Origin of the sequence: Amycolatopsis alkalitolerans, assembly GCF_006152065.1 — a bacterium.
Lineage (GTDB): Bacteria > Actinomycetota > Actinomycetes > Mycobacteriales > Pseudonocardiaceae > Amycolatopsis_E > Amycolatopsis_E alkalitolerans.
This window is the reverse complement of sequence record NZ_VDFW01000032.1, coordinates 26467-47698: the sequence shown is the minus strand read 5'-3', so window position 1 is coordinate 47698 and position 21232 is coordinate 26467. Positions and strand designations below refer to the sequence as shown.

21 protein-coding genes are annotated in these 21232 nt (G+C 69.3%); 6 read left to right on the top strand and 15 right to left on the bottom strand.

The features are described from left to right. Positions 1–111: 111 nt before the first annotated feature. The 5 genes from FG385_RS27615 to FG385_RS27595 all read right to left on the bottom strand — a co-directional run bounded on the left by FG385_RS27615 (position 112) and on the right by FG385_RS27595 (position 5556). A complete protein-coding gene (locus tag FG385_RS27615) occupies positions 112–504 on the bottom strand; it encodes a cytidine deaminase (protein WP_139099716.1) in 393 nt (130 codons plus the stop codon). Next, entirely contained in the window at positions 501–1778 is a 1278-nt protein-coding gene (locus tag FG385_RS27610; RefSeq protein ID WP_200834683.1) for an ABC transporter permease, read from the bottom strand. Before FG385_RS27610 ends, FG385_RS27615 begins: the two co-directional genes overlap by 4 nt. Next, entirely contained in the window at positions 1778–2857 is a 1080-nt protein-coding gene (locus FG385_RS27605) for an ABC transporter permease (protein ID WP_139099715.1), read from the bottom strand. The genes FG385_RS27610 and FG385_RS27605 overlap by 1 nt, the downstream gene beginning before the upstream one ends. Further along, on the bottom strand, positions 2854–4383 hold the full coding sequence (locus tag FG385_RS27600) for an ABC transporter ATP-binding protein (protein ID WP_139099714.1): 1530 nt from the start codon (positions 4381–4383) through the stop codon (positions 2854–2856). The genes FG385_RS27605 and FG385_RS27600 overlap by 4 nt, the downstream gene beginning before the upstream one ends. A gap of 69 nt (positions 4384–4452) precedes the next feature. Then, complete coding sequence (locus FG385_RS27595) at positions 4453–5556, bottom strand: BMP family lipoprotein (protein ID WP_200834687.1); 1104 nt, start codon at positions 5554–5556, stop codon at positions 4453–4455. Between the two features lie 386 nt (positions 5557–5942). Here FG385_RS27595 and sdhC point away from each other — a divergent pair, with 386 nt between their 5' ends. The 4 genes from sdhC to FG385_RS27575 are packed head-to-tail and all read left to right on the top strand — an operon-like array spanning position 5943 to position 9402. After that, entirely contained in the window at positions 5943–6401 is a 459-nt protein-coding gene (gene sdhC, locus FG385_RS27590) for a succinate dehydrogenase, cytochrome b556 subunit (protein WP_139099713.1), read from the top strand. After that, positions 6398–6814 (top strand): succinate dehydrogenase hydrophobic membrane anchor subunit, encoded by a 417-nt coding sequence (locus FG385_RS27585; RefSeq protein ID WP_139099712.1) that lies wholly within the window; start codon positions 6398–6400, stop codon positions 6812–6814. The genes sdhC and FG385_RS27585 overlap by 4 nt, the downstream gene beginning before the upstream one ends. Before the next feature lie 22 nt (positions 6815–6836). Then, on the top strand, positions 6837–8624 hold the full coding sequence (gene sdhA, locus FG385_RS27580; protein WP_139099711.1) for a succinate dehydrogenase flavoprotein subunit: 1788 nt from the start codon (positions 6837–6839) through the stop codon (positions 8622–8624). Between the two features lies 1 nt (position 8625). Further along, positions 8626–9402 carry a succinate dehydrogenase iron-sulfur subunit gene (locus FG385_RS27575; RefSeq protein WP_139099710.1) on the top strand — a complete coding sequence of 259 codons (777 nt, stop codon included), beginning with the start codon at positions 8626–8628 and terminating at the stop codon, positions 9400–9402. A 126-nt stretch (positions 9403–9528) separates the two neighbouring features. Here the strand turns inward: FG385_RS27575 and FG385_RS27570 are convergent, their stop codons facing one another. Further along, entirely contained in the window at positions 9529–9780 is a 252-nt protein-coding gene (locus FG385_RS27570) for an SCO4848 family membrane protein (protein ID WP_139099709.1), read from the bottom strand. Positions 9781–9853: 73 nt separating this feature from the next. Here FG385_RS27570 and FG385_RS27565 point away from each other — a divergent pair, with 73 nt between their 5' ends. Further along, positions 9854–11041, top strand: coding sequence for a D-alanyl-D-alanine carboxypeptidase family protein (locus FG385_RS27565; protein WP_139099708.1), 1188 nt, complete (start codon positions 9854–9856; stop codon positions 11039–11041). A 1-nt stretch (position 11042) separates the two neighbouring features. Here FG385_RS27565 and yhjD read toward each other — a convergent pair whose 3' ends face one another. The 8 genes from yhjD to FG385_RS27525 form a co-directional block, all read right to left on the bottom strand. Further along, entirely contained in the window at positions 11043–12047 is a 1005-nt protein-coding gene (gene yhjD, locus FG385_RS27560) for an inner membrane protein YhjD (protein ID WP_139099707.1), read from the bottom strand. A 56-nt stretch (positions 12048–12103) separates the two neighbouring features. Beyond that, a complete protein-coding gene (locus tag FG385_RS27555; protein ID WP_139099706.1) occupies positions 12104–13678 on the bottom strand; it encodes an efflux RND transporter periplasmic adaptor subunit in 1575 nt (524 codons plus the stop codon). Continuing rightward, positions 13671–14417 (bottom strand): DUF5666 domain-containing protein, encoded by a 747-nt coding sequence (locus tag FG385_RS27550; RefSeq protein ID WP_139099705.1) that lies wholly within the window; start codon positions 14415–14417, stop codon positions 13671–13673. Before FG385_RS27550 ends, FG385_RS27555 begins: the two co-directional genes overlap by 8 nt. 14 nt (positions 14418–14431) lie before the next feature. Further along, positions 14432–15667 (bottom strand): ABC transporter permease, encoded by a 1236-nt coding sequence (locus FG385_RS27545; protein WP_139099704.1) that lies wholly within the window; start codon positions 15665–15667, stop codon positions 14432–14434. Continuing rightward, positions 15664–16350, bottom strand: a complete 687-nt coding sequence (locus FG385_RS27540; protein ID WP_407645555.1) for an ABC transporter ATP-binding protein — start codon at positions 16348–16350, stop codon at positions 15664–15666. Before FG385_RS27540 ends, FG385_RS27545 begins: the two co-directional genes overlap by 4 nt. A gap of 2 nt (positions 16351–16352) precedes the next feature. Further along, positions 16353–17564, bottom strand: coding sequence for an efflux RND transporter periplasmic adaptor subunit (locus FG385_RS27535; protein ID WP_200834682.1), 1212 nt, complete (start codon positions 17562–17564; stop codon positions 16353–16355). A gap of 164 nt (positions 17565–17728) precedes the next feature. Beyond that, positions 17729–18769: a tryptophan--tRNA ligase gene (gene trpS, locus FG385_RS27530; RefSeq protein WP_235022829.1), complete on the bottom strand. Its 1041-nt coding sequence runs from the start codon at positions 18767–18769 to the stop codon at positions 17729–17731. A gap of 12 nt (positions 18770–18781) precedes the next feature. Continuing rightward, on the bottom strand, positions 18782–19684 hold the full coding sequence (locus FG385_RS27525; RefSeq protein WP_235022828.1) for a LysR family transcriptional regulator: 903 nt from the start codon (positions 19682–19684) through the stop codon (positions 18782–18784). Positions 19685–19754: 70 nt separating this feature from the next. Between FG385_RS27525 and FG385_RS27520 the strand changes: the two genes are divergently transcribed. Continuing rightward, positions 19755–20786: a TDT family transporter gene (locus tag FG385_RS27520; protein ID WP_235022827.1), complete on the top strand. Its 1032-nt coding sequence runs from the start codon at positions 19755–19757 to the stop codon at positions 20784–20786. Here FG385_RS27520 and FG385_RS27515 read toward each other — a convergent pair. Next, positions 20758–21072, bottom strand: coding sequence for a hypothetical protein (locus tag FG385_RS27515; protein ID WP_407645553.1), 315 nt, complete (start codon positions 21070–21072; stop codon positions 20758–20760). The genes FG385_RS27520 and FG385_RS27515 overlap by 29 nt on opposite strands. Between the last annotated feature and the right edge of the window lie 160 nt (positions 21073–21232).

The following is a 21232-nucleotide window of genomic DNA, read 5'->3' as shown; positions in this document are numbered from 1 at the left end:
ACACGCCGTCCCGAACGTCGAACTCGGCGTCCTGAACGTCGAACTCGGCGTCCCGAACGTCGAACTCGGCGTCCTGAACGTAGATCTCGGGCGGGTGGGGGATCCCGCGGACTAGGTGGGGAGGTCGGCTGGGCCGAAGGCGTCGGGGAGGACCATCGACATCGGCAGGATGCCGGACGGCGTGTCCACGAGACACGTAGGGCCGCCGTGCTCGTACAGCAGCTGGCGGCAGCGGCCGCACGGCATCAGCAGATCGCCGTCGCCGGACCGGCAGGCGACCGCCACCAGGCGGCCGCCGCCGGACAACCGCAGCTGTCCCACCATCGTGCACTCGGCGCACAGCCCGAGCCCGTAGGAAGCGTTTTCCACGTTGCAGCCCACCACGACCCGCCCGTCGTCGACGAGCCCGGCAACACCCACGAGCAGCTTCGAGTACGGCGCATACGCACTCTGAGCCACCCGCGCGGCCTCGGCCCGCAACGCGTCCCAATCCGGCACCGTCAATCTCCCTCCCCGCGCCGATATCGGGCCCCGTCGGCCTTCGGTGGGCGTAGTCGTTGCGAGGCGACCGCGAGCACGATCAGCGTCACCACATGCGCGGTGTACGGGATCAGGTCGCTGGGCAGCGTGTCGTTGGCCCAGTAGATCCAGTACAGGACGCCCGCCCCGACCACGCCGAGCGCCGCCGCGAGCCACAGCCGCCGGATCAGCTGCACCACCACGATGACCCCGAGCAGCAGCACCGCGCCGTACAGCAGCGCCAGCACCGCCTTGCCGCCACCGGCGAGTTGCAGGCCGTCCGCGTACCCGAACAGCGCCGCGCCGCCGAGCAGACCGCCCGGCCGCCAGTTGCCGAAGATCATCGCCGCCAGACCGATGTACCCGCGGCCATTCGTCTGGCCCTCCAGGTAACCGCCGCCGCCCTGCAGCAGGACCAGCGCGGCGCCGCCCATCCCGGCGAACGCGCCCGAGAGCAGCACGCCGGTGTACTTGTAGGCGTACACGTTGACGCCCAAGGACTCCGCGGCCACCGGATTCTCCCCGCACGAGCGCAGCCGCAGCCCGAACCGCGTCCGCCACAGCACCAGGTAGCTCACCGGGATCAGCAGGATCGCGATGATCGTCAACGGCGCGACGCCCGTGACGAGCCCGTTGATCAGGCCCGCCGCGTCCGAGATGCCCACGCGCTGCTGCTTCTCCAGACCGCTGAGCCAGTGCGACAGGAAGGTCGCCGAGTAGGTGTCGAACGTCGGCACTGTCGGCGACTGCCGCGGGTTCCCGGACAGTGGTTCGAAAATCAGCGTCGCGAGGTACTTCGCGATGCCGAGCCCCAGCAGGTTGATCGCCACGCCGGACACGATGTGGTTGACGTTGAAGGTCACCGTCGCGATCGCGTGCAGCAGGCCGCCGAGCGCACCCATCACCATCGCCGCGACCAGGCCCAGCCACGGCCCGCCGTAGTACGAGCCCCACGCGGCGCCCCAGGTGCCGAGGATCATCATTCCCTCGAGCCCGATGTTGATCACGCCGGCGCGTTCCGACCACAACCCGCCGAGCGCGGCCAGCAGGATCGGCAGCGCGAGCCGCAGCGCGGTCTGCGCGGTGTTCGTCGAGGTGAGCGTGTTGACCCCGGTCAGGTACGAGGCCGTGGACAGCACGGCGATCACGCCGATCGCCCACAGGATGCCCTTCGCCCAGCCGGGCAGCCGCCGCCGAGCGGGCGGGGCCGGCATCGTCATCGCGTCGCCCGCGGACGGGCTCGTCATGTCGAGCGCCATCAGATCGCACCCCCTTCCGCGACCGAGGCCGGTAGCGCACGGCCCACCCTTCGCTGCGCGGCGGCCAGGTCGGCGCGCTTGACGACCTCATAGGCCACCACGACCGACAGCACGATCGCACCCTGCATGATCGTCGCGATCTCCTTCGGCACGTTGACCTGTTCCAGTGAGACGGCGGACTTGTCGAGGAACGCCCACAGCAGGGCGCCGAGCGCGATCCCGCCCGGATGGTTGCGCCCGAGCAGCGCGACCGCGATCCCGGTGAACCCGTAGCCCTGCGTCGAGGTGATCGCGTAGCTGTAGTCGCGGCCGAGCAGTTCCGGCAGTGTGACCATTCCCGCCACGCCACCGGAGAGCAGCATCGCGATGAGTGTCATCTTCTTCGCGTTGACCCCGCCCGCGGCCGCGGCCGTGGTCGACTCGCCGCTCGCGCGCAGTTCGAAGCCGAACCTGGTGCGGTTGAGCAGGAACCAGTAGCCGGCGCCGATCACCGCGACGATGATCACGAACCCGAACAGGCTCGCGCCACCGACCGGGATGCCCGGGATCCGGCCCGAGGGGTCGATGACCCGCGTACGCAGGTTGTTCCCGGTCAGCACGCCGAACTGGTCCGGGTTGATCAGGAACGCCACGATGCCGCCGACGATCGCGTTCAGCATGATCGTCGAAATCACCTCGCTGACCCCGCGGGTGACCTTGAGGATCGCCGGGATCGCCGCGTACGCCACGCCGGCCACGATCGCCGCGACGATGATCACCAGCGCGTGCAGGACGGGCGGCAGGTGCAGCGCGCCGCCGATGATCGCCGCCCACACGCCCGCGAACCGGTACTGGCCCTCGACCCCGATGTTGAACAGGTTCATCTGGAATCCGATCGCGACCGCCAGCGCCGAGAGGTAGTACACGGTCGCGAGGTTCACCGTGTCGACCGCCGTGGTGCCCTGCCCGAGCTGGCGGAGCATGGTCCCGTACGCCCGCAGCGGGTCGGAACCGGAGATCAGCAGCGCGATCGAGCAGATCAGCAGCGAGAAGACGATCGCCAGCAGGGGCGGGAGAACCTTGGTACGCCAGGACGTCATGCCGCCTCCGCTCCGGTCATCGCGCTCCCCAGTTCTTGTGGCGTCACGGTCGCCGGATCGGCTTCGCTGACCAGACGGCCGCGCAGCATCACGCGGATCGTGTCGGAGAGCCCGATCAACTCATCGAGGTCCGCGGAGATCAGCAGCACCGCGAGCCCCCCGTGGCGGGCCACCCGGATCTGTTCCCAGATCAACGCCTGCGCGCCGACGTCGACGCCACGGGTCGGGTGCGAGGCGATCACCAGCACCGGGTTGCCGGACAGTTCCCGGCCCACCACGAGCTTCTGCTGGTTCCCGCCGGACAGCGCGGCGGCGGGAACCTCGATCCCTGGCGTGCGCACGTCGTACTCCTCGACGATGCGCTCGGTGTCCCGCCGTGCCCCGGCGATGTCCAGCAACTGTCCTTTCGAGACCGGCCGCCTGGTCTGGTAACCGAGGATCCTGTTGGCCCACAACGGTTGTGTCAGCAGCAGCCCGTGCCGCGTGCGGTCCTCGGGGATGTACCCGATCCCCGCTTCGCGCCGGGCCAGCGTGCCGAACTTCGTCAGGTCATGGACTTTGCCGTCACTCTCGACCAGCTCGATCGTACCGCCCGAAGCCTTGCGCATCCCCATAATGGTCTCGACCAGTTCGGTCTGCCCGTTGCCCTCCACGCCCGCGATGCCGAGCACCTCGCCCGCGTGCACGGAGAACGAGATGCCGGAAAGGATCGCGCGGTCGCCCCCTTCGGCGGTCAGGCGCAAGCCTTCGACACGCAGCACCTCCCGTTCGGTCACCGTGGACTCACGGGTCTCCGGGCTCGGCAGCTGCGAGCCGACCATCATCTCGGCCAGCTCGCGCGTACTGATCGTCTTCGGGTCCGCGGTGCCGACCGTGGTCCCGCGGCGCAGCACGGTCACCGTGTCCGCGATCGCGCGCACCTCGTCGAGCTTGTGCGAGATGAAGATGAACGTGTAACCCTCGGCCGTCATCCCGCGCACGGTCTCGAACAGCGACTCGACCTCCTGCGGCACCAGCACCGCGGTCGGCTCGTCCAGGATGATGATCCGCGCGAACCGGTACAGCACCTTGACGATCTCGACCCGCTGCCGGTCAGCCACGCCGAGCGTCTCCACCAGAGCGTCCACTGGCGCGTTGAGGTGGGTCACCTCGGCCAGTTCCGCCACCCGCGCCCGGGCCTGCCGGCCGATGCCGAGCGGTTTTTCCGCGCCCAGCACCACGTTCTCCAGTACGGTCAGGTTGTCGGCGAGCATGAAGTGCTGGTGCACCATGCCGATCCCCGCCCTGATCGCGTCCTGCGGGTTACGCAGGCGGAGCTGTTCGCCGTTGATCGCGATCGTGCCCTCGTCCGGCTGCTGCATCCCGTAAAGGATCTTCATCAGGGTGGATTTGCCCGCGCCGTTCTCGCCGCAGACCGCGTGCACCTCACCCGCGCGGACCGTGAGGTTCACGTCGGAGTTGGCGACCACGCCGGGAAACCGCTTCGTGATCCCCCGCAGCTCCACCACCGCTTGTGGCTCTGTCATGGCTCTCCCAGAAAGGCGCAAGGGGCCCGGGAGAGGATTGCCCTCCCGAGCCCCGCACGCGAACCGTGGTTACTTGGCCGGAGTGGTCGGCACCGTGATCTGGCCGGAGATGATCGCCTGCTTGTAGCCCTCCAGCACCGGCACGATGTCGTCGATCTTGCCACCGGAAGTGGCGTAACCGACCCCGTCGACCTTCAGGTCGAACCGCTTCGGCAGCGAGCCGAGGTTGTTCGTGGCCACGGCCTGGATGTAGTCGTAGACCGCGACGTCGACCCGCTTGAGCATGGACGTCATGATCACGTCCCGGTACTCGGCCACCGTCTTCTGGTTGTACTGGTCGGAGTCGACCCCGATGGCCAGCGCGTTGCCCGCCTTCGCCGCCTGGAACACGCCCTTACCGGAGGCGCCGGCGGCGTGGTAGACGACGTCCGCGCCCGCGGCGATCTCGGCCGCGGCCTTGGCGTTGCCCTTGGTCGGGTCCTGGAACCCGGTGTTGTCACCGGCCGGGGTCAGGTACTGGTCCTCGATCTTGACCTTGTTCGACGCCGCCTTCGCGCCCGCGAGGTAGCCGGCCTCGAACTTCTGGATCAGCGGGGTGTTGACGCCACCGATGAAGCCGATGTGGCAGTTCTTGCTCTTGTACACCGCGGCGACGCCCGCGAGGAACGAGCCCTGCTCCTCGGCGAACACCAGCGGGGTGACGTTGGGCGCCTTCACCGAGTCGTCGTCGATGATCGCGAACTTCACGTTGGGGTACTTCGGCGCGACGGCGCCGACCGCCTCGGCGTAGGCGAACCCGACGGCGATGACCGGGTTGTAGCCGTTGGTGGCCAGCTGGGTCAGCCGCTGCTCCTTGGCGGCCTCGTCCTCACTCGGCGAAGCCGTGCTCTCCTGCACGTCCTTCACCCCCATGTCCTGCTTGGCCTTATCCACCCCGGCGGCGGCCGCGTCGTTGAACGAGGCGTCGCCGCGGCCGCCGATGTCGTAGGCAAGACCGACCCGCAGGCTGCTCGCATCGACCTTCGTGCCGGCGGCGCTCGAGGACGTCGTCGCGGCCGGTGCGGCCGGTGGTTTCGAGGTCACGCAGGATCCGGTGTCCCCCGAAGCGTTGTTGCTGCTGCTTCCACTTCCAGAGTCCTTCGCACAGCCGGCCAGCGCGAGCACCCCGGCCATGGCGGTGGCCGTCAGTATCGCGGCACGCGTTCTACGCACGTCTCTTCTCCCTCCCCGCCGTGGTACGACGGTCCTCGAGACGGCCCGGCGCATCACCGGGCTCGACTGGCGCACCGTACCGGGCGGTAGCCGGAACGCCATACGAAAGCCACGGCCCGTAATCTAAATGTTTGCTTGGGCGAGGGCTGCGCGCTCGACGGGCTACAGCACGTAAACGCCACCTGATGTAGTGATTCGCGCCACACGCTCGGTGTCTGGTCGATCACACAGAACAACCCGAGGTTGAGTGGCCACGCGCGCGCGGGTTTAGCATCCGCATATCCGAGCTCGTTGACGTTTCAATGCCACGGGCACAGTCCAACCACGACGTTGGAGGCCGTTCACCGATGTCCACCACGGCGACGCCCGCCGCTGACGCTACGGCGGCGCAGGCGAGCGACCGGGCGGGTGCCCCACGCCGGAAGGGGACCTTCTACCGGGGCGACCCGGGCATGTGGTCCTGGGTCCTGCACCGGATCACCGGGGTACTCACCTTCTTCTTCCTGTTCGTCCACGTCCTCGACACCGCGCTGGTCCGGGTCTCGCCCCAGACGTACGACTCGGTGATCGAGACCTACAAGACCCCGATCGTGAACCTCATGGAGGTCGGGCTGGTCGGCGCCGTGCTCTTCCACGCGCTGAACGGCATCCGGGTCATGCTGATCGACTTCTGGGCCAAGGGACCGAAATACCAGAAGCCGATGCTGTGGACGATCGTGGTGATCTGGGTGGCCGTGATGGTGCCCGGAACCATCGCGATGCTCTGGCGCACGGCCTCGATCCTGTTCGGAGGTAGCCCGTCATGAGCACCGAACCACTGGCGCTCGACAAGCCGCGCGCACCGCGGCGCCCCGCGGCCCGGCGGAGCAACTTCGAGCTCTACAGCTGGCTGTTCATGCGGATCTCCGGCCTCGCGCTGATCATCCTCGTGCTCGGGCACCTGCTGATCATGAACATCCTCGACGGCGGCGTGCACCGGATCAACTTCGCCTTCGTCGCCGGCCGCTGGTCCTCGCCGTTCTGGCAGTTCTGGGATCTGGCGATGCTGTGGCTGGCCGAGATCCACGGCGGCAACGGTCTTCGCACGATCATCGACGACTACGCGCGCAAGGACACCACGCGCTTCTGGCTGAAGATCCTGCTCTACGTGGCGATGGCCGTCATCCTGTTCGTCGGCACGCTGGTCATCTTCACGTTCGACCCGAACATCCACAGCTGACTCCACCACCAGGGAAGCGGATATGCAGTTCCACAAGTACGACGTGGTGATCGTCGGCGCGGGCGGCGCCGGAATGCGCGCCGCCATCGAATCGGGGCAGCGGGCCCGTACGGCGGTGCTCACGAAGCTGTACCCGACGCGTTCGCACACCGGTGCCGCGCAGGGCGGGATGTGCGCGGCGCTCGCCAACGTCGAAGAAGACAACTGGGAATGGCACACCTTCGACACCATCAAGGGCGGTGACTATCTCACCGACCAGGACGCCGCCGAGATCATGGCGAAGGAAGCCATCGACGCGGTGCTCGACCTGGAGAAGATGGGCCTGCCGTTCAACCGGACGCCCGAGGGCAAGATCGACCAGCGGCGCTTCGGCGGGCACACCCGCGACCACGGCAAGGCCGCGGTGCGCCGGGCCTGCTACGCCGCCGACCGCACCGGGCACATGATCCTGCAGACGCTGTACCAGAACTGCGTCAAGCAGGGCATCGAGTTCTTCAACGAGTTCTACGTGCTCGACATCGCGCTGACCGAGACCGAGGACGGTCCGGTCGCCTCCGGCGCGATCGCCTACGAACTGGCCACCGGGGAGATCCACGTCTTCCAGGCGAAGTCGATCGTGTTCGCGACCGGTGGGTTCGGCAAGGTCTTCAAGACCACCTCGAACGCGCACACGCTCACCGGCGACGGGATGGGCATCTACTACCGCAAGGGCCTGCCGCTGGAGGACATCGAGTTCTACCAGTTCCACCCGACCGGTCTGGCGGGCCTTGGCATCCTGCTCACCGAGGGCGCCCGCGGCGAGGGCGCGATCCTGCGCAACGCCGACGGCGAGCGGTTCATGGAGCGCTACGCCCCCACCATCAAGGACCTCGCGCCGCGCGACATCGTGGCCCGGTCGATGGTGCTGGAGGTGCTCGAAGGCCGGGGCGCGGGCCCGCACAAGGACTACGTGCTGCTGGACTGCACGCACCTGGGCGCCGAGGTGCTCGAGACGAAGCTGCCGGACATCACCGAGTTCGCCCGCACGTACCTGGGCGTGGATCCGGTGACGGAACCGGTGCCGGTGTACCCGACGGCGCACTACGCGATGGGCGGCATCCCCACCAACGTGCACGGGGAAGCCTTGCAGGACAACGAAAAGATCATCCCCGGCCTGTACGCGGCGGGAGAATGCGCCTGCGTGTCGGTGCACGGTGCGAACCGCCTTGGCACCAACTCGCTGCTCGACATCAACGTGTTCGGCCGCCGTGCGGGGATCGCCGCCGCCCAGTACGCGCACTGCCGCGAGCACGTCGATCTGCCGGAGAACCCGGTGAAGCTGGTCGAGGGCATGGTCAGCCACCTGCGCACCGCGCACGGCGGCGAGCGGGTCGCGGACATCCGCACCGAGTTGCAGCAGACCATGGACACCAACGCGGCGGTCTACCGCACCGAGGACACGCTGAAGACGGCGCTGACCGACGTGCAGCGGCTCAAGGAGCGGTACGGCCGGATTTCGGTGCAGGACAAGGGGAAGCGGTACAACACCGACCTGCTCGAAGCGATCGAGCTGGGCTTCCTGCTGGATCTCGCCGAGGCGCTGATCAACGCGGCGCTCGCGCGCAAGGAGTCCCGGGGCGGGCACGCCCGCGAGGACTACCCGAACCGCGACGACGTCAACTACATGCGGCACTCGATGTCGTACAAGATGCTGCCGGAGAAGGAAGACCCGGACGCCCCGCTGGGCCTGAGCGGGTTCCTCGCCGACATCCGGCTGGACTACAAGCCGGTGACCTTCACCCGGTACGAGCCGATGGAGCGGAAGTACTGACATGACAGCGGTTGCGGAACCCGCCCACGACACGTCCCAGGTGCCCGCCCCGGAGGGCTCGGTCACCATCACGATGAAGATCCTCCGGTTCAACCCGGAGGTCGACGAGGAGGCGCACTGGGAGTCCTACGACGTCCCGGCGCTGCCGACCGACCGCGTGCTGAACGTGCTGATGAGCATCAAGAACTACGTGGACGGCACGCTGTCGTTCCGGCGTTCGTGCGCGCACGGCATCTGCGGTTCGGACGCGATGCAGATCAACGGGATCAACCGGCTGGCCTGCAAGGTGCTGGTGAAGGACCTCCTGGAGAAGGAGGGGAAGCAGACGGTCGTCACGATCGCGCCGATCAAGGGCCTGCCCACGATGAAGGACCTCTATGTCGACATGGAGCCCTTCTTCGAGGCCTACCGCGAGGTGAAGCCGTACCTCATCGCGTACGGCAACGAGCCGACGCGCGAGCGGATCCAGTCGCAGGCCGACCGGGACCGCTTCGACGACACCACGAAATGCATCCTGTGCGCCTGCTGCACGTCGTCGTGCCCGGTCTACTGGAACGACGGCTCATACTTCGGCCCGGCCGCGATCGTCAACGCCCACCGGTTCATCTTCGACTCGCGCGACGAGGGTTCCGAAGAGCGGCTGGACATCCTCAACGACGCCGAAGGCGTGTGGCGCTGCCGCACGACCTTCAACTGCACCGACGCCTGCCCGCGCGGCATCCAGGTGACGAAGGCGATCCAGGAGGTCAAGCGCGCGCTGCTGTTCAAGCGCGTCTGAGGTCTCCGACGGGAAGGGGTCCGGCTTTTCGGCCGGACCCCAGCAGCTGCCGCCAGGAACGACGCCGAAGTCCTGTCGGTGCTCGGCCGGAGGCAACGGTTGCCCCAGCCGCGGCGGCACGGTGCGTCAAGGGGCCGGCGTCGGCTCCCGTTCGGCGGGGCGGCGGGCGCGCAGGCCACGCCAGCCGATCACGCCGATGATCGTGCCCAATGCGAAGGACACGATGGCCAGGATCAGGTGCACCACGAAGAACCCGGTCGCCGAACCGTCCGGGGCCCAGGACTGATCGCTCGCCCACAGGTTCTTCACGAAGGTGATCCAGATGATCCAGGACCACACGCCGAACAGCAGCAGGAACAGCGCAACACGTCGAGACATGGCCTGAAGTATCCCCCGATCGGTTGCCCGCTCTTCACCCGATCCCTGCCCGGTGGTGAACTACTCTCGTCCGGTGCGTGTTGCCCGGTTGCTTGGTGTCGTGCTGCTCTTTTTGTCCGGCCTGCTGTGCGCTGCCGGCCCGGCGTCGGCGGCACCGTCCTGCCCGGACCGGCAGGCCCCGCCCCCGCCCGTGGACACCTCCGAGCGGCCGGCGCCCGGCCAGCCCGCACCGCCCCCGCTCCCGGTTCCGACGCAACCGGTCGGCGGCCCGCGAATGGGCGAGTGCGGCACGGTGTACCCGGCGGGCGCGGCCGCACCGCCCGAGACGACCGCGGCGTCGTGGGTGGTCCAGGATCTCGACACCGGCGCGGTGATCGCCGCGAAGGACCCGCACGCGCGCGAGCGGCCGGCGTCGCTCATCAAGACGCTGCTGGCACTGGTGGTGCTCGACGAGCTCAAGCCGGACGACGTGATCCACCCCACCGACGAGGACGCGCACCAGGAATGCACCTGTGTCGGCCTCGTCGCGGGCGGCACGTACACCGTCGACCAGTTGCTGCACGGGCTGTTGATGCATTCGGGCAACGACGTGGCGCACGCGTTCGCGACGGCGCTCGGCGGGGTGCCGGTCGCCGTCGCCAAGATGAACGCGATGGCCGCGTCGCTCGGCGCGAAGGACACGCGGGCGGCCACCCCGTCCGGCCTCGACGGGCCGGGCATGTCCACCTCGGCGTACGACCTGAGCCTGGTTTTCCACGCTGCGATGAAGAAGCCCGAGTTCGCCGCCGCCGTCGGGACGAAGGGCTACCAGATGCCGGACGAGCCGGGCAAACCGGCGTTCGGCATCGTCAACGACAACAAGCTGCTGGGCGCGTATCCCGGTTTCCTCGGCGGCAAGACCGGCTTCACCGACGATGCCCGGCACACCTACGTGGGCGGCGCCGCCCGTGACGGCAGGCGGCTCGCGGTCGTCATGATGCGCGCGGAACAGCGGCCGACGCTGGTCGTCCACCAAGCGGCGGAGCTGCTCGACTACGGCTTCGCCCAGCCGAAAACGGCTTCGGTTGGTCAGCTCGTGCAACCGGTCGTACGGCAGCCGAGCCAGGCGGAGTCCGCGGCGGCGCCGAGCAAGGCGACCGCGTCCAGTGCGAGCATGCAGCGAGACGTGTTCGGCACGACCGGATGGATCGTGACACTCGTCGTGGCCTTGCTCATCGTGGCCGGCTTCGCGCTCCTGAAGCCCTGGCGCCGCACGAGGTAGGTCAGCGCCGCTTCCGGCCCAGCCAGGCCAGCATCGCGCCCGCGCCGAACGCCCCCGCGACGGCACCCGGCCCCGCCCCGCGGCGGACGGTCACCGCCGGGCGGATGACGGCCGGCGGGGGCTCACGGACGACCGTGACGAGGTTCTCCCGCGCCGTGGCCGTCCACGCGGTGACGAACAGCAGGAAGCGCGAGACGAGGTTCGCGAACACCAGCAGACCGATGATCGGCCCGAAGACGGCGCCGCTGGGCGAACTCGTCACGCTGGCCAGGTACACGCTCGCGACCTGCTTGAGGATCTCGAATCCGACCGCGGCGATCGCCGCACCCTTCACGGCGCTGCGGACGCCGACCTTCTCGCGGGGCAAACGCGAGAGCACCCAGAGGAACACCAGCATGTTCGCCAGCAGCGACAGCACGACCGTCGCGATCGTGAGCAGCACCAGTGCCCACTGCTGACCGTCGAGCCCCACCAGGTGCAGCAGCGTCTTCCCGACGCCGCCGCCGACGGCGGTGAGCCCGAACGACACCGCGAGCGCGAGCCCGAGGCCGACGAGAGAGGCGAGGTCCTTGAGCGTGGTGGACACGAGCGGGAGCTTCTTCTTCTCCTGCCCCCATTGGGCGGTCAGCGCGTCCCGCAGGTTCGTCATCCAGCCGATCCCGGAGTAGAACGCGAGGGCAAGACCGAGGATCCCGGTACCGCCACGCGCGGCGAGCGCCGCCGTGACGAGGGTGGAGAACAGCCCGCCGAGCCCTTGCGGCGCGGACGACACGATGCTGTCGCGCAGGTGGTTGAGCGCGGTCTCGTTGCCGGCGAGCACGAACCCGGCCACCGAGAACCCGACCATCAGCAGCGGGAACAGGGACAGCACGCTGAAGTAGGTGATCGCGGCGGCGTAATGGTTGCCGTAGCGCTCGCCGAACGCCTCGTTGGCCAGGAACACGTGATCGAGCCAGGGGTACTTCCGGCGCAGCCGCGGGATAAGTCTTTGTTTCTCGTCCGCCACGGACTGACAGTAACCACGCCCAGCTCAGCTCGCATGCCGAAAACGTCCACTGTGGATCATCCCGCGCGCCGCGGCACCGCCCTTCCGCCGCCGAAGCCTCGCGGCCCCGTCGTGCCGCTCGTCGGCAGCGGGGCACTCAGGTCCGCCAGCACGACCTGTTCGCCCGCGTTCAGCCCCGCCTCGATCTGGGTGACGGACGCGCCGACGACCCCGGCCGTGACCCGCTTCTCCAGCGTCTTCCCGCCGGAAAGGGTTGTCACGAAAGCGTTTGCACCCACCCGGTGCACCGCGGAGGTCGGCACGGTCACAGCCGCGTTCGCGGTGCTCGTGACGATGGAGACGGCGGCCGTCGCACCCGGGAAGAGGTCCCCGCCCGACGGCAGCGAGATCGTCACGGGATAGCTCGGCGAGCCGGACGAGGTGGTGCTCGCGAGCAGGCCGATCGAGGTGACCTGCCCGTTGATCGGCTTGCCGCTGCCGTCCGGGGTCACGCTCACCTGCTGGCCCGGCTTGATCTGCCCGGCCTGCGTGTCGCTCACGGCGGTGGTCACCTGGTTCGAACCCGGCCCGAACACCACGATGTGCTGTGCCGTGGACGCCGCCTGTCCCTGGGTGAAGTCGATCTGCCCCACGGTGCCCGCGATCGGGCTGACCAGCGTCGCCGCGGCCAGGCTCTGCTGCGCGACGGCGACCTGCGCGTTCGCCGAGTCGATCGCCGCCTGATCCGCGGCCAGTTGTTCGGCCGACGCCGGCCCGCTGCTCGTTCCACCGCCCGCCGAACTCTTGCCCGTCGAACTCTTGCTAGGAAGGTTTTGGCTCGAAGGACTCTTGCTCGAAGGTATCTGGCTCGAAGGTGTCTTGCCAGAAGAAGAAGGCGGGGCCGGCTCGGTCCGCTGCGCGGCGGCGTTCTTCGCCAGCGTCTCGGAAAGCGCATTCTCGGCGTCGGCGAGCTTCTGCTCGTCGGTGGCGGTCGTGTGCTGCGCGTCCTGCGCCTGCTGGATCGCGGTCGTGCACGCGTCGACGTCGCTCTGGCTCGGGCTCTGCTGCTTCTGATCCTGCTGCTGCGAATCCTGCTGCGGGGCCGGGTCGACGATCGCCTGGCATGCCTTCTTCTGCGCCGCGACCGCCGCCGACGCCGCGGTCAGGTCCAGATCGACCTGGTGCTGCGCGGAGATCACGGCGTTCTGCTCCGCTTCGAGATCCGAGGGCGCCGACGAAGCCGTCACGTACAGCGCCGGCGTGGCGCGCCCGCCCGAAGACGACGACGCCTGGCCGGACTGATCCGCCGCGAGCTTCGCCTGCGCCGACGCCAATGTGGACTGCGCGGAAGCGACCTGGTTCTGCAGCGAGGTCGTGTCCAGTTGCGCGAGCGTCTGCCCCGCGCTCACTTGCTGCCCGACCGCGACCGGCACCGAGGCGACCTGACCGCCGGACGGGAACGAAACCGTGGCGTTCTGGACGGGTTCGATGGTGCCCGTCGTGTCCAAGGTCGCGGTGACGGAGGCGGGCCCGGCCGTCGCGGTGCGGTATCCCGGCGAGGAAGACGCCGACGTCGCCCAGATGACCGCGCCGGCGATGACCACGACGACCGCTCCGCCGACGGTGATGACCTGTCTGGTGCGCTTAGCCATTCCCGCCTCCGGTCCGAACGCGGCCACCGAAGGTCTGGCAACCGTTCGGCCCCGCCTGGCTCACCGAGATCGTTTTAGCCGCCACCGCGCCGGTGTCGTCGGCCTGGCCGGTCGCGATCGCGCATTCGCCCACCTTGAGCGCACTGGAGTTCGCCGCGCTGCTCTTCGTGTACGTGGTGGCCGAATCGACGGTCACCTGGACGGTCGTGGTCGCGCCGGTCTGCCGGTTGTCCTGCTCGACGGTGAATCCCGTGCCGCTGACCGCGGTCACCTTGCCGAACGCGCCGCGCGCGGCGCCCGAAGGCCTCGCCGCACCGGACAGGCGCGACGGCCTGGTGCCACCGTTCCCGGGCCGCATGCCCACGCCACCGGGAGCGCAGGTGCCGTTCGCAGCCGTGCTGATCTCGACGGTCTTCGCGGCCACCGGCGTTCCGGTCCCGGTGACCACCACGCACGAACCGGCCGTGACGTCGGACAGCGCGGCGGGAATCCGGTCGGTGAACGTGGTGCTGCCGGAGAACTTCACCGTCACCTGGCCGTTGCTCGGGTTCTGCACCTCGATGCTGGACGCGGCGACCGCGGCGATCGTGCCGGAGGCGGCGGGCCCGCGAGGCGCGCTTTTCGCCCCCGAAGCCGGAGCGGGGGCCGCGGGAGCCACGGTGTTGCCGGACGAGCCGCACGCGGCGAGCGTCAGCGCGAGAACGCCACCCGCCGCCGCGAGCACCGTACGTCGGATCATGGTCCTTCCCTTCGTTATTCGCTGCGCAGGGCGTCGATCGGGGCGAGCCGGGCGGCCCGGCCGGCCGGGTAGACGCCGAAGACGAGGCCGATCGCGATCGCGGTGAGGATCGCGATCACCGTGGCCGCCGGGGAGATGACGATCGGGATGGACACCAGATGGGGCAGCACGAGCGCGCCGGCGATGCCCAGCAACACGCCGAGCAGACCGCCGGCGAGCCCGAGTGCCGAGGCCTCGACCATGAACTGGCGCCGGATCACCACCGGGCTCGCGCCGACCGCCTTGCGCAGCCCGATCTCGCGGATCCGCTCGGTCACCGAGACGAGCATGATGTTCATCACCCCGATCCCGCCCACCAGCAAGGAAATGGCCGCGACGCCGCCGAGCAGCAGGGTGAGCGTCTGGCTCACCGAACTCGCCGTCGTCAGCAGGGACTGCTGGCTCGCGATGGTGAAGTCGGCCGCGGTCGGGTTCGTGATGTGGTGCATGGCCAGCAGTTCCTGGTTCGCCTCCTGGTACGCCGCCGACAGGGTGTCCGAAGTGGACGCTTCCAGGTAGATCTGCTGTACCGACGTCCGCGTGCTGCCGCCGATGAGCCGGTCCGCCGCGGTGCTGATCGGCACGACGGCCTGATCGTCCTGATCCTGCGCGGCCGAGGTGCCCGCGGAGGCCAGCACCCCGACGACCTGGAAGGGAATGGTGCCGATCGTCACCGTGCGCCCCACCGCATCGGTGGTGCCGAACAGTTCCTCGGCCGTACTCGGACCGAGCACGGTGACCGCGGCTTCACTCGTTTCGTCCGCGCTCGTGAGGAAGCGGCCCTGGTCCACGGTGCGAGCCCGGACGCCGAGCCAGGCCGGAGTCGTGCCGACGACCGACGTCGTCCACGTCGACGAACCGGCGGCGAGCGAGGTGCTCCGGCTCGTCGTGGGGGCGACGGCGGCGATATCCGGCGCCACACCGGGCGCGGCGAGGGCGTTCGCGTCCTGGTCGGTCAGCGTGGTCGCCGAACCGAGGCCGCCGCGAACGCCGGTGGTGCTGCTCGTGCTGCTGCCCGGCGATACCACGAGCAGGTTCGTGCCGAGCGAGTTGATCGCGGACGCGATCTGGGCCTGCGCGCCTTCGCCGAGCCCGACGGTCAGGATCACCGCGGCGATCCCGATCAGGATGCCCAGCATCGTCAGCCCCGACCGCAACCGGTGCGCCCGGATCGCTTCGAGGCTCGTCCGCAACGTCTCCAGCCAGCTCACACGAACACCCCCGTGTCGGACTCGACGAGCCCGTCGCGCAGCCGCACGACCCGGTCGGTGTGTTCGGCGACCTCCTCCTCGTGCGTGATCAGCACGATGGTGTGGCCGGCGTCGTTGAGTTCGCGGAACACCGACAGCACGTCGGCCGTGGCCGCCGAGTCGAGCGCGCCGGTGGGCTCGTCGGCGAGCACCATCGACGGCCGGTTCACCAGCGCGCGGGCCAGCGCGACCCGTGACTGCTGGCCGCCGGACAGTTCGTTCGGCCGATGCTCGACACGGTCGCCAAGGCCGACCCGGTGCAGCAACTCGATCGCCCGCGCCTTGCGCTCGGCGCGCTTCACTCCGGCGTAGCACAGCGGAAGTTCGACGTTGCGCCAGGCCGAAAGCCCGGCCAACAGGTTGAACTGCTGGAACACGAAGCCGATCCGGCGGTTACGGATCGCCGCGAGGTCCAGTTCGGACAGTCCGCTCACGTCCTCGCCCGCCAGCACATAGCTTCCCGAGCTGAGCGTGTCCAGGCAGCCGAGGATATGCATCAGCGTTGATTTTCCCGAGCCGGACGGGCCCATGACGGCGACATACTCGCCTTCGGACACGCGGAGCGAAACCCCGCGCAGCGCCTCGACTTCCACCACCCCGGTCGAGTAGACCTTGCGCACGTTCCGGATATCGATGACGGGCATGTTCATCCGCCGAACCCGCCCGCCTTGCCGCCGCCGAAACCGCCGCCGCCGATGCGCACACCGCCGCCGCCGAACCCGCCAGGGCGCCCACCGGTCCCGCCGGAACGCGCCGCGCCGCCGGTGCCGCCCGCGGGTGTGGCGACCAGCACCTGCTCCCCTTCGGACAGTCCATTCACGACCTGGACCATGCCGCCAGAGGACTGTCCTAGCTGGACAGTCTTGCTGGTCTGCTTGCCGCCGACGAGTTCGTAGACCGCGGCCTGCCCGCCGTCGTAGTGCACGGCGGCCGCGGGAACCGCGAGCACGTCGTTCAACTGCTTCACCACGATCGCGACGGTCGCGTTCGCCCCCGCGAACAGCCCGGCCGGGCTGCCGGTCACCCCGATCGTGATCGGATAGCTGGGCACCGACGACGAACCGTCGGCCATCACCGCGACCGTCGTGACCGTGCCGTAGACCGGGGTCGTCGAACCGTCGGGGGTGATGACCGCCTGGTCGCCGGTCTTGATCTGGCCGATCTCGGTGTCGTCCACGCTCGCGTTGACCACGTAGGAACCCGCGGAAATGATGACGATCTGCGCGGTGCTCGAACTCGACGAAGAAGACGACGAAGAGGAGGACGAGGGCGCACTGCTGCCCTGCCTGCCGGACTGCCCGCTCGAGTCCGTGCTGGAGGCGGCGGACGAGCTGCTCTGGCTGCCCGAGCCGCCGGCCGAAACCTGTTGTCCCACCGTCAGGTTCACCGCCGCGACGGTGCCCGCGATCGGCGAGGTCATCGTCGCCTCCGCCAACGCCGCCTGGGCGTTGGCGAGCTGGTTCTGCGCGGCGGTGAGCGATGCCTGGTCCGCGGAGACCTGCGCGGAGGACGCACCGTTCGACTGGTCGGCGGAGAGCTTCGACTGATCCGAGGCGACGGCCGAGTTCGCCTGCGCGACACTCGCCGAAAGCGAAGCCGACTGCACGGTCGCCAACTGCTGACCCGCGGTGACCTGCTGGCCGACGGTTACGTTCACCGCGGTCACCTGGCCGGAGACGCCGAAGTTCAGATCACTGCGCTGCGCGGGTTCGATCGTGCCGGAGGACGACACGGTCTGCTTGAGCGTGGTGGTGCTCGCCGCGACCAGCCGGTACGACTGGGCGGCCGCGGGCCGCGTGACCACCCAGACCGTGACCCCCGCGGCCGCCAAGACGACCACGGCGACGGTGGCGTACACCCACCGTCTCTTCCTGCGAAGCCTGCCCAGCACGGCGACCTTCTCTCTGCGCCTCGAGAACCAGCGGCGAAAGCTTCGCCGCTGATGCTGAAAGGCGACTGAGAAAAGGCGAGTTTTTGCTGTGAATCAGATGAGGGTTTCCCGGGAAAACGGTAAAAACGACTTTACCGTACGACCGGCAGGAAACCGATCCGGTCATAGACGAGGGAAAGGGTCTCCGCCGCGACCGCCCGCGCCCGTTCCGCCCCGCGCGCCAGCACCTTGTCGAGCTCGGCGATGTCGTCCAAATAGGACCGCACCCGATCCTGAAAAGGAGTGACGAACTCGACGAGCACTTCGGCGACATCTTTCTTGAGGTCCCCGTAACCCTTGCCCTCATACGCGGCTTCGAGCTCGGGAATGCTCTGCCCCGACAGCGCCGAATGGATCGTCAGCAGGTTCGACACCCCCGCCTTCCCCTCCGGATCGAACGCGATCTCGCGGCCGGTGTCGGTGACCGCGGACCGGATCTTCTTCGCCGACCGCTTCGGGTCCTCGAGCAGTTCGATCAGTCCGTTGGGCGAGGACGCCGACTTGCTCATCTTCGCCGCCGGGTCCTGCAGGTCGTAGATCTTGGCCGTGTCCTTGACGATATGCGGCTCCGGCACGGTGAACGTCTTGCCGTAGCGGCGGTTGAACCGCTGCGCGAGATTGCGCGAGAGCTCGAGGTGCTGGCGCTGATCCTCCCCGACCGGCACCTCGTTCGCCTGGTAGACCAGGATGTCCGCGGCCTGCAGGATCGGGTAGGTGAACAGGCCGACACTCGCGTGCTCGGTGCCCTGCCTGGCGGCCTTGTCCTTGAACTGCGTCATCCGGCTGGCCTCACCGAACCCGGTCTGGCATTCGAGCACCCACGACAGCTGGGCGTGCTCGGGCACGTGACTCTGCACGAACAGCGCGCTGCGGTCGGGATCGACCCCGAGCGCGAGCAACTGGGCCGCCGAGACGCGGGTGCGCTGCCGCAGCACCTTCGGGTCCTGCTCGACCGTGATCGCATGCAGGTCGACGACCATGTAGTAGGTCTCGTGCGTTTCCTGCAGCAGCACCCACTGGCGCAGCGCGCCGAGGTAGTTGCCGAGATGGAACGAGTCCGCGGTCGGCTGGATGCCGGACAGCACGCGCAGCCGGGCCGGGGTTTCCTGAGCGGTTTCGTCAGCGCTGGACACGTCCCGATTGTTTCAGGCGCCGCGAGCGGCGATGGCGGCGAGGTCCGCCGCGGGGCCGCGCAACGTCTGGCTGGCGGGCCAGACGACCCGCAGCGCCCTGCGCAGGTCCGCGCCCACGACCTCGACGGCGACCAGCGTGCCCGAAGCCAGCTCCGTCGCGACCGTGCGCGCGCCGAGCACCGCGGGCGCGATGCCCTCCATCACCGCGGCCTTGATCGCGGTGGTCGAGGAGAGCTCGAGCATCGGGTCCGCAAGCCGGTGCGGGGCGAGCGCCAGCTCCAGCGCCCGCCTGGTCCCTGAGCCCCGTTCACGACTGACCAACGGGGTCGAGGCCAGCTGCTCGGGCCGGATCCGGCGCCGCCGCCGCGCCCACGGATGCGCGGGCGAGACCACGAGTTCGAGTTCGTCCATCGTCAGGGTCTCGGCGTGCAGGCCACTCGGCAGCTCCGGCCCCTCGACGAACCCGAGATCCGCTTCGCCGCTGAGCACCTGGTGCGCGACCTCGCTCGAGTTGCCGGAGGTCAGGGCGACCGCCGTCGCCGGGCTCACCGTCCGCAGCGCGGCCAGCCACTTCGGCAGCAGGTACTCCGCGACCGTGAGGCTGGCCGCGACGTGCAGATGCGTGTCGCGCTTGCCCCGCAGCGCGGCGATACCCGCCTCGAGATCCGCCGCGGCTTCGACCACGGGCCGGGCCCAGTCGGCGACCAGCGCGCCCGCTTCGCTCAGCCGCGAACCGCGCGGCGAACGTTCCACGAGCGCGACCCCGACCCGGGCTTCCAGCTGCTGGATCCGGGCACTCGCGGCGGGCTGGGAAATGCCGTGGGCGCGCGCGGCCGCCCCGATCCCGCCGAGCTTCGCCACTGACAGGAGCAGGTCGAAACCGGTCAGCTCGGCAACGCGTAACGGCAGCGGCATAACCCCAGGCTATGAGCTCATCGGCGTTGTCCCGCTACCGGTCCCCTCGAGATGGCCCGAACGTGTAAGGGTGTTCACGACTCCTTCGCTGCCCCGTGCGGGCACCACCCCGAACTGGTTCGCCTCCGTGATGGGCACCGGCATCGTGGCGAACGCCGTGCCGGCGCTGCCCGTGCATCCACCCGGACTGCGTTCCGCCGCGACGGTCGTCTGGGCGGGCGCGGCGGTGTGGCTCATGGTGCTGTGCGTGGTGATGGTCCGCGAGTGGTGGCGCAACCCGTCCGGCCAGCTCGCCCACCTGCGCCACCCCGTGCTGGCGCACTTCTGGGGCGCGCCGCCGATGGCCCTGCTCACCGTCGGGGCGGGCGCGCTCGCGCTGGGCCGCGACTGGATCGGGCCGGGCCCGGCCTTCGCCGTGGCATGGACGCTGTGGACGGCGGGCACGGCGCTGGGCCTGGTGACGGCCGTCGCCCTGCCGTTCCGGATGGCCATGAGCCAGGTCGAGGACAGCGAGCCGTTCGGCGGGTGGCTGATGCCGGTCGTGCCGCCGATGGTCTCCGCCGCGACCGGCGCCGCGCTGATCCCGTCCCTGCCGGCCGGCCAGGCGCGGCTGACGATGCTGCTCGGGTGTTACGCGCTGTTCGGCATAAGCCTGTTCGCGACGCTGGCGCTGCTGCCGTTGATCTGGCACCGGCTCGTGCGGGGCGGGCCCGGCCTGGCGCCCACGGTGTGGATCGTGCTCGGCCCGCTCGGGCAGTCGATCACCGCGGCGAACCTGCTGGGCGCCCAGGCGCCGGACACGGCCGGGCGGCTGGCCGGGGTGATCTACGGCGTGCCGACCTGGGGGTTCGCGATGCTCTGGCTCGTGCTCGCCGCCGCGGTGGTGATCCGGGCCGGTGGGAAGTTCTCCCTGACCTGGTGGAGTTTCACGTTCCCGCTGGGCACCTGTGTGACCGGCACGAGCGCGCTGGCGTCGGTCACGCACGCCGACCTGTTCGCGGCGGCCGCGGTCGTGCTCTACGTGCTGCTCGCGGGGTTGTGGCTGACGGTCGCGGTGCGGACGCTCGCCGAGATCAGAGTGTCGGTCGCCGGTATGGCGTGAGCGGGCGGGTCGACTCCTCGGCGGAGACCTCGGGCTCGGCGTGCGCCTGAGCGGCCTTGCGGCGCTGGCGGATGACGCCGAGGGTCATACCGACGACCCCGAGGACGACCGCGGCGAGGCCCACCGGGCCGAGCAGGCCGAAGGACATCGTCTCGGTGGCAGGCGCGATCTGGTCGCCAGCGGCGTTCGCCACGCCGGCACCGCTGGCCAGGAAGGCCAGCAGGACCGTAGCGGCGCGCAGCGCGTACGTGCTGAAACGCCTGACCTGAGTGCTTCGGATGCGCACCGTGGTGCCTCCCGCGACGAGATGCCGTAGTGGAAACGCCGTCACCCTAATGGGCGGTTGTTGCCAGTGTGAAAACTACCGAGCGTGTCAAGCCCGTGTGTTTCGATCAACTCGGGGGCAGAGACTAGCGCCCATCCGAGTACCGGCGACACCGGGGCCA

Bases quoted from the DNA above. Each gene is read 5' to 3' on its own strand.
- FG385_RS27610 (WP_200834683.1), bottom strand. From the start codon at position 1,778: ATGGCGCTCGACATGACGAGCCCGTCCGCGGGCGACGCGATGACGATG.
- FG385_RS27605 (WP_139099715.1), bottom strand. From the start codon at position 2,857: ATGACGTCCTGGCGTACCAAGGTTCTCCCGCCCCTGCTGGCGATCGTC.
- FG385_RS27600 (WP_139099714.1), bottom strand. From the start codon at position 4,383: ATGACAGAGCCACAAGCGGTGGTGGAGCTGCGGGGGATCACGAAGCGG.
- FG385_RS27595 (WP_200834687.1), bottom strand. From the start codon at position 5,556: ATGGCCGGGGTGCTCGCGCTGGCCGGCTGTGCGAAGGACTCTGGAAGT.
- sdhC (WP_139099713.1), top strand. From the start codon at position 5,943: ATGTCCACCACGGCGACGCCCGCCGCTGACGCTACGGCGGCGCAGGCG.
- FG385_RS27585 (WP_139099712.1), top strand. From the start codon at position 6,398: ATGAGCACCGAACCACTGGCGCTCGACAAGCCGCGCGCACCGCGGCGC.
- sdhA (WP_139099711.1), top strand. From the start codon at position 6,837: ATGCAGTTCCACAAGTACGACGTGGTGATCGTCGGCGCGGGCGGCGCC.
- FG385_RS27575 (WP_139099710.1), top strand. From the start codon at position 8,626: ATGACAGCGGTTGCGGAACCCGCCCACGACACGTCCCAGGTGCCCGCC.
- FG385_RS27570 (WP_139099709.1), bottom strand. From the start codon at position 9,780: ATGTCTCGACGTGTTGCGCTGTTCCTGCTGCTGTTCGGCGTGTGGTCC.
- FG385_RS27555 (WP_139099706.1), bottom strand. From the start codon at position 13,678: ATGGCTAAGCGCACCAGACAGGTCATCACCGTCGGCGGAGCGGTCGTC.
- FG385_RS27550 (WP_139099705.1), bottom strand. From the start codon at position 14,417: ATGATCCGACGTACGGTGCTCGCGGCGGCGGGTGGCGTTCTCGCGCTG.
- FG385_RS27540 (WP_407645555.1), bottom strand. From the start codon at position 16,350: ATGCCCGTCATCGATATCCGGAACGTGCGCAAGGTCTACTCGACCGGG.
- FG385_RS27525 (WP_235022828.1), bottom strand. From the start codon at position 19,684: ATGCCGCTGCCGTTACGCGTTGCCGAGCTGACCGGTTTCGACCTGCTC.